Raw genomic sequence first — 14,136 nt, 5'->3', positions numbered from 1 at the left:
GGTGAGCTCTATCTGTCGGGCGCCGGTCTTGCCCGCGGGTACCACGACCGTGCCGGGCTGACCGCGGGCCGCTTCGTGGCAAATCCGCACGGGGCGGCCGGAAGTCGGATGTACGCCACCGGTGACCTGGTGCGCTGGACGGCCGACGGCCAGCTCGACTTCGTCGGTCGCGCGGACTCCCAGATCAAGCTGCGCGGGCTGCGGATCGAGCTCGGCGAGATCGAGGCGGCCCTGGCGGGTTGCGAGGGCGTGTCCCAGGCCGTCGTGGTGCTGCACCACGACCCGCACACGGGGGACCGGCTGCTCGGCTACGTCGTCGGCGAGGGCGATGCCGCGCTCGACCCGCAGTCGCTGCGTGACGAGCTGGCCGGCTCGTTGCCGTCGTACATGCTGCCGGCGCAGGTGCTCGTCCTCGACGCGCTGCCGGTCACCGTCAACGGCAAGCTGGACCGGAAGGCTCTGCCGGTGCCGGAGTTGCAGGCGCGCGAGTTCCGGGCGCCCTCGACGCCGATCGAGGAGATCGTGGCCGGGGTGTTCGCCGAGGTGCTCGGTGTGGACCGGGTCGGCGTGGACGACGACTTCTTCGCCCTTGGTGGCAACTCGCTCGTCGCGACGCAGGTGGTCTCGCGGCTCGGTGTCGCGCTGGAGGCGCAGGTGCCGGTGCGGGCGCTCTTCGAGGCATCGACGGTGGCGGCGCTGGCGGTGGCCCTCGAACAGCACGCGGGCTCCGGTGGCCGTCGCGCGCTGGTGGCCGGTCCTCGCCCCGAGCGGATTCCGTTGTCGCTGGCGCAGCAACGGATGTGGTTCCTCAACCAGTTCGATCCGGAGTCGGCGGCGTACAACGTCCCGATCGCGCTGCGCCTGACCGGCACGCTGGACGTCGCGGCCCTGCGGGCCGCGCTCGGCGACGTGTTCGACCGGCACGAGTCGCTGCGCACCGTCTTCCCCGGATCGGACGATGGCCCACAGCAGCGGATCCTCACTGCGGCCGAGGCCGGACTCGATCTCGACAGTCGCCCGATCACCCCGGATGCGCTGATCCCGGCACTGGCCGAGATCGCCTCGGTCGGATTCGACGTCACGACCGGTGTTCCGGTGCGGGCGCGACTGTTCGAGCTCTCGGAGACCGACCACGTCCTCGTCGTCGTCGTGCACCACATCGCGGCAGACGGTTTCTCGGCGGGCCCGCTCGCACGGGACGTGATGGTCGCCTACTCGGCCCGCAGCCTCGGTGCGGAGCCGACCTGGGCACCGATGCCGGTGCAGTACGCGGACTTCGCGCTCTGGCAGCGTGAGGTGCTCGGGTCCGAGGACGATGCAACGTCGTTGATCGCCGGTCAGCTGGCGCAGTGGCGGGCCGCGCTGGACGGGTTGCCGGATCAGTTGAACCTGCCGACGGACCGGCCCCGGCCCGCCGTCGCGTCGTACCGCGGTGCGCGCCACCGTTTCACCGTCGACGCCGACCTGCGGCGTGCGCTGAACCGCGTGGCACGGGAAAACAACGTCACGCTGTTCATGGTCGTGCACGCTGCCCTGGCGGCCGTACTCTCGCGGCTGTCGGGCAGCGACGACATCGCCGTCGGCACCCCGGTGGCCGGGCGCGGTGACGCGGCCCTCGACGACCTCGTCGGCATGTTCGTCAACACCCTGGTGCTGCGGACCGAACTGGATCAGGCGGAGTCCCTCGCGGACCTGCTGGCGCGGGCCAGGGAGACCGACCTGCAGGCCTTCGGGCGCGCCGACGTCCCCTTCGAGCGGCTGGTCGAGGTGTTGAACCCGGCTCGGTCGCAGTCCCGGCACCCGCTGTTCCAGGTGATGCTGGTGTTCCAGAACTTCGCGCACACCACGTTCGAGTTGCCGGGTCTGACGGTCTCGGCCGTCGATCACGACGCGGCAGCGGCGAAGGTCGACCTGCAGCTGACGATGTCGGAGGGCGAGTCTGCCGACGGCGGACTGTTCGCCGAGTTCGAGTACGCGAGAGACCTTTTCGACGAGGCAACGATCGTGTCGTTCGCCGAGCGGTTCCGGCGGATGCTGGCCGCGCTCGGCGGGGACCTGTCCGTCGCGGTGGGCGACGTCGCGATCGTCGACCGGGCGGAGAACGCCAAGGTGCTCGGGTGGTCGCGGGGCCACCGGATCGAGGCCGCGGATCTCTCGCCGGTCTCGCTGTTCGGCGACTGGGCGGAGCGGCAGCCCGACGCGATGGCCGTCACGGCCGGTGACGAGTCGGTGACCTACGCGGAACTCGACGCCCGTTCGTCGGCGTTGTCCGCCGAGCTGACCCGGCTGGGCGTCGGTGCCGACGACGTGGTCGCGTTGCTGCTGCCCCGGTCGGTCGAGTGGGTCGTGGCGATGCTGGCGGTCTGGAAGGCCGGCGCGGCCTACGCGCCGATCGACCCGACGTATCCCGCCGACCGGATCGAATCGATCCTCGCGGACACCGGCGCCCGGTGCGTGGTGAGCGAGACGGCACGCGAACTGGCCGCGGCGGTCGTCGCGATGGACCGCTTCGCCGTGGCCGGGCGGCCCGCGGCGCGCCCGATCGACCGCTGGCGCGAGCGCGGCGCGGGTCAGCGGCTCGGCTACGTCATCTCCACCTCGGGATCGACGGGTAAGCCGAAGCCGACCCTGGTGCCGATGGCGGGCATCGAGAACACGCTCGCGTGGTACCGCCGGGAGCTGCCGTCCGAGGGCGGACTGCTGATCGCGTCGTCGCCGAGCTTCGACCTGACGCAGAAGAACGTGTGGGCGGCGCTGAGCGACGGGCGCACGATCCATCTGGCGGCGGACGGCTTCGACCCGCGGGACATCCTGCGGATCGTCGGCAGCGGTGGTGTGGCGGTGGCGAACATGTCGCCGAGCGCCTTTGAGGCGGTGGTGGACAGCGACCCGGACGGCACCCTGACCGCGCTCGAGGTGGTCTTCCTCGGGGGCGAGCCGATCCGGGTCGGCAAGCTCGCCGGCCTGATGAATTCCGGTCTGCGGGTGGTCAACAGCTACGGTCCGACGGAGGCCTCGGACGTGGTCTCGTTCTTCGACGCGTCGGTTTCGGACGCGTCGGGGGTGCCGATCGGGCACCCGATCGCGAACCTCGACCTGTTCGTGCTCGACCGCCGGCTGCGGCCGGTTCCGGCGGGGGTGGAGGGCGAACTCTATGTCGGCGGTATCGGCGTCGGCCGCGGCTACGGTGGACGTTTCGACCTGACGGCGGACCGGTTCGTGGCCAACCCCTTCGGTGATTCCGGTGAGCGGATGTACCGCACCGGCGACCTGGTGCGGTGGACGGGCCGAGGGGAGCTCGAGTACGTCGGACGGTCCGACTTCCAGGTGAAGCTGCGTGGCCAGCGGATCGAGCTCGGCGAGATCGAAGCCGCACTGCTCGAACATGATTCGGTCGGGCAGGCCGTCGTCACGCTCCACCACGACACGCATCTGGGCGACCGGCTGGTCGGCTACGTGGTGGCCGCGCCGGGTGCGGCCGTGTCGGTCGCGGATCTGCGGTCGGTACTGGCGCAGCGACTGCCCGCCTACATGGTGCCGTCCGCGGTGATGGTGCTGGGTGCCTTGCCGCTCAACGCCAACGGCAAGGTGGCCAGGGCGGCACTGCCAGCGCCGGAGTTCGAGGTCGCGGTGTACCGGGCGCCGTCGACGCCGGTCGAGGAGATCGTCGCCGCGGTGTTCGGTGACGTCCTCGGCGCCGCGAGGGTCGGTGTGGACGACGACTTCTTCGAACTGGGCGGGAACTCGCTGCTCGCGACGCAGGTGGCCTCGCGACTCGGTGCCGCGCTGGACGCGCAGGTTCCGGTGCGGGTGCTGTTCGAAACGTCGTCGGTCGCCGGGTTGGCGGTCACACTCGAACAGCACGCAGGCTCGGGTGGGCGCCCGTCGCTGGTGGCGCGTCCGCGTCCGGAGCGGCTCCCGCTGTCGTTCGCGCAGGCTCGGATGTGGTTCGTCAACCAGTTCGACACGGCTTCACCGGCGTACAACATTCCGGTCGCGGTTCGGCTGTCCGGTGACCTGGATGTCGCGGCCTTGCGGGCGGCGGTCGGTGATGTGCTGGCGCGGCACGAGTCGCTGCGGACGGTCTTCCCGACCTCGGCGGACGGCCCGTACCAGAGGGTCGTCGGTATCGGCGATGTCCGGTTGAACCTCGACGAGGTGCGGGTCTCGGCGGACGGCCTGATGGCCGCGTTGACCGGCTTCGTGTTGCGGGGCTTCGATGTGTCGGCCGAGATTCCGCTGCGGGCGAGCCTGTTCAGGGTGGCCGAGCGCGAGCACGTCTTCGCCTTCGTGGTGCACCACATCTCGTCGGACGGGTTCTCAGCGGGCCCGTTGGCGCGGGACCTGATGGTCGCGTACCTGGCGCGGACCGGGGGGCTCGCGCCGACGTGGGAGCCGTTGGCGGTGCAGTACCCGGACTTCGCGCTGTGGCAGCGCGAGGTGCTCGGGTCGGAGGACGATCCGGTGTCGCTGGCCTCGGTCCAACTCGCCTACTGGCGCGAGCGGTTGGCCGGCGTGCCGGCGATGTTGGAGCTGCCGACCGACCGCCCGCGCCCGCAGGTGGCGTCGATGCGCGGCGCGCGAACCGATTTCGCGGTGGACGCGGCGCTTCTGGAGAAGCTGACCGACCTCGCCCGCGCGCGGCAGTCGACGCTGTTCATGGTGCTGCACGCCGCGCTGGCAGTGCAGCTCGCCCGGCTCAGCGGGACCACCGACATCACCATCGGCAGCCCGATCGCCGGACGGGGCGAGGCGGCGCTCGACGACCTCGTCGGCATGTTCGTCAACACGCTGGTACTGCGCACCGAGGTGGACCCGGACCAGACCTTCGCCGAACTGCTCGCGCAGACCCGCGCGGTGGACCTGGCCGCGTTCGGCAATGCCGACGTGCCGTTCGAGCGGGTTGTCGAGGTGGCGAACCCGCCTCGTTCGCAGGCGCATTCGCCGCTGTTCCAGGTCGCGTTGTCGCTGCAGAACCAGGGGTTGGCCTCGTTCGCGCTGCCGGGCATCGAGGTCTCGGAACTCGAGGCGGACGTCTCGGTCGCGAAGCTCGACCTCGAACTCACATTCCGTGAAGGTGAGGACGGACTGCGAGGCACGCTGACCTACGCGGCGGACCTGTTCGACGAGTCCACGGCCCGCGGGTTCACCGAGCGGTTCGTGCGACTGCTGGGTGCCCTCGTCGCCGATCCGGCCGTGATGGTCGGCGAGGTGGACCTGCTCGACGAGGCCGAGCGGGCCACGATCACGGCCCGCGCACTCGTGACGCCGCTGCCGACCCAGCTGCTGCCGGAGATCCTCACCGCGGGGGCGGCGCTGAATCCGGCGACGATCGCACTGACCGGGTCCGGCACGGAGCTGTCCTATGCGGAGCTCGACGCGACCTCGAACCGCCTGGCGCGGCTGTTGATCTCGCGGGGCATCGGGCCGGAGACCTTCGTGGCCCTGGCGTTCCCGCGGTCGGTCGAGTCGGTGGTCGCGATGTGGGCGGTCGCCAAGACCGGCGCGGCCTTCGTACCGGTGGACCCGGCGTTGCCTGCGGCGCGGATCGAGCACATCCTCACCGATTCCGGTGCTGCGCTGGGGCTGACGACGGCAGGGGTACGAGAACAGCTGCCCGCCACGACCGAGTGGCTCGAGCTCGACGGCGACGTGGCCGAGGGTCTGCCGGGAACCGCGGTCACCGACCGGGACCGGACGATGCCGCTGTCCGCGGACAACGTCGCGTACATGATCTACACCTCCGGCTCCACAGGCATGCCGAAGGGCGTGGTGGTCACGCACACCGGGCTGGCCGCGTTCACCGTGGACTCGCATCGAGAGCTTGCCGTCACCGCGCGATCACGGGTGCTGCGGCTGGCGTCGGCGAGCTTCGACGCGTCGCTGTTCGAGATGCTGACCTCGTTCAGCGCGGGTGCCACCATGGTGATCGCGCCGCCGGAGGTCGTCGGCGGAGACGAGCTGGCGGGACTGGTGCGCGAGGAGCGGGTGACTCACCTGATCAGCGCGCCCGCGGCGATGGGGACCATGCGCGCCGAGGACCTGCCCGACCTGGAGATGGTGGGCGTAGGCGGCGACGTCTGCCCGCCGGAACTGGTCGCGCGGTTGGCGCCGGGCCGGCTGTTCTTCAACGGTTACGGCCCGACCGAGACCACCATCGTCGTCACCAGGACCGGCTCCCTGGCCGCGGGCGACCGCATCACCATCGGCGCACCGATCGCGGGTGTGAGCGCGGTGGTGCTCGACACTCGCATGCAGCCCGTCGCGCTCGGCGTGGTCGGCGAGCTCTACCTGTCTGGCGCCGGGCTGGCCCGTGGCTACCACGACCGCGCCGAGCTGACCGCGAGCAAGTTCGTCGCGAATCCGTTCGGCGAGGCAGGCACCCGGATGTACGCCACCGGCGACCTCGTGCGCTGGATGCACGGAGGCGAGCTCGACTTCGTCGGTCGCGCCGACTCGCAGGTCAAGCTGCGCGGGCTGCGGATCGAACTCGGCGAGATCGAGTCCGCACTCCTCGGCTGCGCCGGGGTGGCGCAGGCCGTGGTGACGGTGCACGAGAGTCCGCACACCGGGCAGCGTCTGCTCGGCTACGTCGTCGGGGAGCAGGGGATCGCGCTCGACCCGCAGGAACTGCGCAGCGAACTGTCGGTGTCGTTGCCTGCGTACATGGTGCCTGCACAGGTGGTGGTGCTCGACGCGCTGCCGGTGATGGTGAACGGCAAGCTCGATCGCAAGGCGTTGCCGGTGCCTGCCTTCGAGGCCGTCGCGTTCCGGGCGCCCTCGACGCCGGTCGAGGAGATCGTGGCCGACGTGTTCGCCGAGGTGCTCGGGGTCGAACGGGTCGGTGCCGACGACGACTTCTTCGCCCTCGGTGGCAACTCGCTGATCGCCACCCAGGTGGTCTCGCGGTTGGGTGCGGCGCTGGATGCGCAGGTGCCGGTGCGGGTGCTGTTCGAGGCGTCGACGGTCGGTGCGCTCGCCGTCGCGGCCGAGCGCCACGTGGGCTCCGGCGGACGGAGGGCACTGGTGGCGGGTCCGCGCCCGGAGCGGATCCCACTGTCGTTGGCGCAGTCCCGGATGTGGTTCATCAACCAGTTCGACACCGCGTCGCCTGCGTACAACATTCCGCTGGCGATTCGGTTGACCGGCGAACTCGACGTGACCGCGCTGCGCGCGGCGGTCGGGGACGTGCTGGAACGGCACGAGTCGCTGCGCACCGTATTCCCCAACTCGGCAGACGGCCCGTCCCAGGTGGTGGTCGGTGTCGGCGAGATCGACGCGGATCTCGACGAGGTCGGGGTGTCCGCGGACACGCTGGCGGACGCGGTGATCGGCTTCGTGTCCGGCGGATTCGATGTCTCGACCGAGATCCCGTTGCGTGCCAGGCTGTTCAGGACCGGCGAGTCCGAGCACGTCCTCGCGGTCGTGGTGCACCACATCTCGGCGGACGGCTTCTCCGTCGGACCCTTGGCGCGCGACGTGATGGTGGCGTACGCCGCCCGCATCGGGGGGCAGGCGCCGGAGTGGGCGCCACTCACGGTTCAGTACGCGGACTTCGCGTTGTGGCAGCGGGAGGTGCTCGGGTCGGAAGACGATCCGGAGTCGTTGGCGGCGGTCCAGCTCGGCTACTGGGCCGAGCAGTTGGCCGGGGCGCCCGCGGTGCTGGAGTTGCCGACGGACCGTCCGCGTCCGCCGGTGGCATCGATGCGCGGTGCCCGGACCGAATTCAGCGTCGATGCCGAATTGGCAGGCCGCCTACGGGAGCTCGCGCTGGCGAATCAGTCGACGTTGTTCATGGTGTTGCACGCGGCGCTGGCCGCGACGCTCGCGAGGCTGAGCGGGACGACAGACATCACCGTCGGCACCCCGATCGCCGGGCGCGGCGAGGCCGAGCTGGACGAATTGGTCGGCATGTTCGTCAACACGCTGGTGCTGCGCACCGAGGTCGACCCCGCGTCGGGCTTCGCGGAGTTGCTGACGCAGACCCGCGCGACCGACCTGGCCGCGTTCGGGCACGCCGACGTTCCGTTCGAGCGGGTCGTCGAGGTGGTGAACCCACCTCGTTCGCAGGCGCATTCGCCGTTGTTCCAGGTGGCGTTGTCGCTGCAGAACCTGGCGCAGACGTCGTTCGAGTTGCCGGGGATCGAGATCTCGCCGCTCGATACCGAGCTTGCCGTCGCGAAGGGGGACCTGGAGCTGACCTTCCGCGAGTGCGACGACGAACTCAAGGGTTCGTTGATGTATGCGGCGGATCTGTTCGACGAGTCGACGGCGCGGGGGTTCGCCGAGCGGCTGGTGCGACTGCTCGGTGCGGTCGCGGCCGACCCGGCGGTGCCGGTCGGCGAGCTCGACCTGATGGACGAGGTGGAGCGGGCGACGGTCGCCGCGCGTGCGGTCGCCGCCGACCTGCCGGTGCGGTTGCTCCCGGAGATCCTCACCGCAGGCGCAGCCTCGAACCCGGACGCGTCGGCTCTGGTAGCGGGCGACGAGCAGATGTCCTACGCGGAACTCGACGCGTCGTCGAACCGTCTGGCGCGGCTGCTCGTCTCGCGGGGTGCCGGACCGGAGACGTTCGTGGCACTGACGTTCCCGCGGTCGGTCGAGTCGGTGGTCGCGATGTGGGCTGTCGCCAAGACCGGCGCGGCGTTCGTGCCGGTGGACCCTGCCCTGCCGACGGCTCGGATCGAGCACATCCTCGCCGACTCCGGCGCGGTGCTCGGACTGACGGTGGCGCGGTCGCGTGCGGCGCTGCCGGGCGGGGTCGAGTGGCTGGTGCTCGACGGCGAGGACCTGCTCGGTGAGCTGGACTCGGTGTCGGATGTCCCGGTCACGAACGGGGACCGGACGGCACCGCTGTCCGCGTCGAACGTCGCGTACATGATCTACACGTCGGGATCGACCGGCATGCCGAAGGGCGTGGTGGTCACCCACACGGGGCTGACCCCGTTCTGCGCGGACTCCCGTCCGGAGTTCGCCATCACCGACACGTCTCGGGTGCTGCGGATGTCCTCTGCCAGCTTCGACGCGTCGGTGTTCGAGATGATCGTGTCCTTCAGCGCGAGCGCGACGATGGTCGTCGCGCCGCCGGAGATCGTCGGCGGCGACGAACTCGCGGGCCTGCTGCGTGATGCGCGGGTGAGCCATGTGATGAGTGCGCCCGCCGCATTGGCGACGATGCGCTCGGAGGACCTGCCCGCACTGGAGATGGCCGCGGTCGGCGGCGACGTGTGCCCACCGGAACTGGTGGCCCGACTCGCTCCGGGCCGGTTGTTCTACAACGGTTACGGCCCGACGGAGACGACGATCGTCGTCACCCTGACCGACTCGCTGGACGTCGGCGACCGCATCACCATCGGTTCGCCCATCCAGGGAGTGGGTGCGGCGGTGCTCGACGCGCGCTTGCGTCCGGTTCCGATCGGTGTGGCGGGTGAGCTCTACCTGTCGGGTGCCGGCCTGGCGCGCGGCTATCACGATCGCACCGGGTTGACGGCCGCCCGGTTCGTGGCGAATCCGTTCGGCGGCTCGGGCAGCCGGATGTACGCCACTGGCGACGTCGTGCGCTGGACGTCCGACGGTCAACTGGACTTCGTCGGCCGCGCCGATTCGCAGGTGAAGGTTCGCGGCCTGCGGATCGAACTCGGCGAGATCGAGGCGGCCCTGGTGGGCTGCGCGGGCGTCGCGCAGGCCGTCGTGACGGTGCACGACGATCCGCACACCGGGCAGCGGTTGCTCGGCTACGTGGTGGGCGACGTGGACTGCGCGCTCGACCCGCAGGCGTTGCGCGAGGAGCTGAGCGGCTCGTTGCCCTCGTACATGCTGCCTGCGCAGATAGTCGTGCTCGACGCGCTGCCCGTGATGGTGAACGGGAAGCTCGACAAGCGCGCGCTCCCGGTGCCGCAGATGCAGGCGCGGGAGTTCCGCGCGCCGTCGACACCGATCGAGGAGATCGTCGCGGGGGTGTTCGCCGACGTGCTCGGGACCCCGAGGGTCGGCGCCGACGACGACTTCTTCGCGCTCGGCGGCAACTCGCTGATCGCCACGCAGGTGGTCTCGCGTCTTGGTGCGGCGCTGGATGCGCAGGTGCCGGTCCGGGTGCTGTTCGAGGCATCGACGGTGAGCGCGCTCGCCGTCGCCGTCGAGCGGCACGCCGGTGCCGGTGGACGCCCACCGCTGGTGGCCGGTCCGCGGCCGGAGCGGATCCCGCTCTCGCATGCGCAGCAACGGATGTGGTTCTTCAACCAGTTCGACACCAGCTCACCGGCATTCAACATTCCGTTCGTGCTGCGGCTGACCGGCGACCTCGACGTCGCGGCACTGCGGGCTGCGATGGCCGACATGGTCGAGCGGCACGAGTCGCTGCGCACGGTCTTCCCCGACTCGGAAGACGGTCCGTACCAGGTGATCCTGCCCGCCGCGGACGTGGTGCCGGGGCTGCTGCCGGAGCGGGTCGACCCGGCCCGGCTGGAGGCGCGGGTGCTCGAAGTGGTCGGCGGCGGGTTCGACGTGACCAGCGCGGTCCCGTTGCGCGCGGCCCTGTTCCAGCTGGACGAGCGCGAGTTCGTCCTCGCCGTCGGCATGCATCACATCTCTGCTGACGGTGGGTCGTTGGCCCCGATGTCGAGGGACATCCTGGTCGCATACGAGGCCCGACGGATGGGCCTCGAGCCGGCCTGGGCGCCGCTGACGGTGCAGTACGCGGATTACGCACTGTGGCAGCGGCAGATGCTCGGCGACGAACACGACGAAGCGAGCCTGGCCGCCCGGCAGATCGGCTACTGGACGCGGTCCCTGGCCGGGGCCCCGGAGTTGCTGGAACTGCCCACCGACCGGCCGCGGCCCGCGGTCGCGTCGAATCGCGGCGGCAACGTGAACTTCACGCTGTCGGCGGATCTGGCGGATCGGATCGATCAGCTGGCGCGCGAACACAACTCCACCTTCTTCATGGTGGCCCATGCGGCGCTCGCGGTGCTGCTGTCGAGGCTCTCCGGCTCCGACGACATCGTGATCGGCGTCCAGGTCGCCGGCCGCGGCGAGGAGGCCCTCGACGACCTGATCGGTATGTTCGGCAACACCCTGGTGATGCGGAACCAGGTCGAGCCGGCCACCGCGTTCACCGACTTCCTCGGGCAGGTCCGCGCGAGCGACCTCGACGGTTTCGCGCATGCCGACATCCAGGTCGAGCAGTTGATCGACGTGCTCAACCCGACCCGGTCCACCGCGTACTCCGCGCTGTTCCAGGTCCTGCTGGTGGTACAGAACTTCGCCCGCACGGAGTTCGAGATGCCGGGGCTGACCGTCACGCCGTTCGACGCGGTGGCCGACGCGGCGAAGCTGGACCTCCAGCTGACGCTGTCGACCGAGTTCGACGAACAGATGCAACGCACCGGGATCGCGGGGACGTTCAACTACGCGCGCGACCTGTTCGACGAGTCGACGGTGGTCGGCTTCGCGGACAAGTTCACGGCGATCCTCGAGGCCGTCACGAGCGAGGCCGGGCTGGCCGTCGGGGCGATCGAACTGCGCAGTGACGCCGAACGGGCCGCGCTGGCCGGCTGGAACGAGACCGATGTCGCGGTGCAGGAGATCACGCTCGTCGACGCCTACGCGGCGCAGGTCGGGCGCAGCCCCGAGGCCACCGCGCTGATCTTCGGCGACGAGGTGCTGACCTATCGGGAGTTCGACCTCCGGGTGAACCGGCTGGCGCGCTACCTGGTCTCGGTCGGGGTCGGACCCGAGACGCTGGTCGGAATCGGGATGTACCGCTCGGTGGAGCTGCTGGTCGCCGTGTACGCCGTCCTCACGGCGGGTGCCGGCTACCTGCCACTCGACCCGGAACATCCGGACGAGCGCACCGAGTACGTCGTGGCGGCCGCGAAGCCCGTCGTGGTGCTGTCGCGATCGACGGACGCCGGCGACCTGCCGGACTCCGTGGACGTGGTGGAGATCGACACACTCGACCTGTCCGGTTTCGCGGACACCGCGGTGACCGATGCGGATCGCCTGCGGCCGTTGCGGCCCGCGAACGTCGCGTACACGATGTTCACCTCGGGGTCGACCGGCCGACCGAAGGGCGTGGCCGTGACGCACCGCTCGGTCGTGAACCAGATTGCGTGGATGCAGGGCCAGTACCCGCTCGGCCCGTCCGACACCGTGCTGCAGAAGGCGCCGATCACCTTCGACGTGTCGGTGTGGGAGCTGTTCATGCCCCTGCAGGTGGGTGCCCGCACCGTGATCGCGAAGCCGGGTGGGCATCGCGACCCCGAGTACCTGGTGGCCGTCGCGGAGAAATGGTCGGTGACGATCATGGAGTTCGTGCCGTCGATGCTCGACGTCTTCCTGGCCGATCCGCAGCTGCAGCTGCCGTCCTCGCTCAGGTACGTCCTCGCCGGAGGCGAGGAGCTGCCCGCCGACCTGGCCAGGCGTTTCGCGGCCCGCTCCATCGCGGTGCTCGACAACACCTATGGACCAACGGAGGTCACGGTGACCTCGACGGCTCACCGGATCGGGGCCGATGTCGGTGCGGTGGTGCCCATCGGCCGCGGGGTCTGGAACACCCGTGCGCACGTTCTCGACGCGCGCCTGAACGAGGTGCCGGTGGGTGTGCCGGGCGAGCTCTACCTGGCAGGCCTGCAGCTGGCCCGCGGGTACCACGATCGGGCGGACCTGACCGCGGAGCGGTTCGTCGCCGACCCGTTCGGCGGGCCGGGCGAACGGTTGTACCGCACCGGCGACCTGGTCCGCTGGAACCCGAACGGCGAACTGGAGTTCTTGGGCCGCACCGACTTCCAGGTGAAGCTGCGCGGCCTGCGCATCGAGCTCGGCGAGATCGAGACCGCGTTGGCGGCGGACCCGTCGGTGCGGGCGGCGGTGGTGCTCGTGCATGCGGGATCCGCGGGGCAGCAGCTGATCGGCTACGTCGTTCCCGAGGGTGACGTCGAGATCGACACCGCGGAGCTCCGCCGCGGGATGTCGACGACCCTGCCGTCGTACATGGTTCCCGAGACGGTCATGGTGCTCGACGAGTTCCCGCTCAGCGCCAACGGCAAGCTCGAGCGCCGGGCGTTGCCGGTGCCGGAGGCGGCGGTGCGCGAGTACCGGTCACCGGTCACGGACGTCGAACGCACGATCGCGGCGGTGTTCGCGGACCTGCTCGGAATTGAGCGAGTGGGCTTGGACGACAACTTCTTCGAGCTCGGCGGCAACTCGCTGATCGGGATGCGGGTGGTCGGGCGACTGCGGGTCGAACTCGATGCGGTCGTGCAGCTGCCGTGGCTGTTCTCCGACCCCACCCCGGAGGCCCTGGCCCGGCAGGTCGAACACGGCGCCGAGGACGTCACCGAGCACGCCTTCGACATGCTGCTGCCGATCCGCGAGCGGGGGACGCTGCCGCCGGTGTTCTGCGTGCACCCGATCATCGGGTTGGCGTGGTGCTATACCGGATTGACTCCCTATGTCGACCCGGCACGGCCGATCTACGGACTGCAGACGCCCGCGGCGCAGGGCGACGGCGAGCTGCCCGGTTCGATCGAGGCCGTCGCGGAGCTCTACCTCCGCGAGATCCGTCGTGTGCAGCCGTCAGGCCCGTACCACCTCCTCGGGTGGTCGCTCGGCGGCACGATCAGCCACGCGATCGCGGTGTTGCTGCAGGAGCAGGGCGAGGTGGTGGAACTGCTGGCCATGCTCGACAGCTTCACCGCGGAGACCCTGCCGACCACGACCGACGGCGCGGTGACCTTGGCCGAGGTCCTCAGCGGCACGGGAATGGACGGACTGGGCGATCAGCTGGTCTCGGATGTCACCGAGGCCCAAGCGGTCGCCGTGTTCAGCCAGGTCACCGGGCAGAGTGCGGAGCAGGCCGCGGGAGTCGTCGGTCGTCTGCTCGCGGCCGCCGAGCACAATTCGGGTCTCACCGCGATGTACCGGCCCCGCGTGTTCGACGGCGACGTGCTGTTCTTCACCGCGGCGGGGGACGACCCGAGCGGCGAGCGCGCGGCGACGGGTTGGCAGCGGTATGTCAGCGGGACAGTTCACAACCACGGCGTCTCCAGCACGCACTGGGGCATGACGTCGCCTGCCGCACTGGGCGTCGTCGGACCCGTCCTGAGGGAGCACACCGGCGGGAACCGGGGCCGGTAG

At 70.5% G+C, this 14,136-nt stretch carries 1 protein-coding gene (running past one end of the window); it reads left to right on the top strand.

The features are described from left to right. Positions 1 to 14,136, top strand: partial view of a non-ribosomal peptide synthetase gene (locus tag RM1_RS17885; protein WP_072753083.1) — the 3' portion only. 13,320 nt of this gene lie to the left of the window's left edge; the window shows 14,136 of its 27,456 coding nt (coding positions 13,321-27,456); its start codon lies beyond the left edge, outside the window; it ends in the stop codon at positions 14,134 to 14,136.

It is taken from the genome of Rhodococcus maanshanensis NBRC 100610 (assembly GCF_001894865.1).
Classification (GTDB): domain Bacteria; phylum Actinomycetota; class Actinomycetes; order Mycobacteriales; family Mycobacteriaceae; genus Rhodococcus_G; species Rhodococcus_G maanshanensis.
Note: the sequence above shows the minus strand (reverse complement) of the source record. Positions and strands in the feature narration are given on the sequence as shown.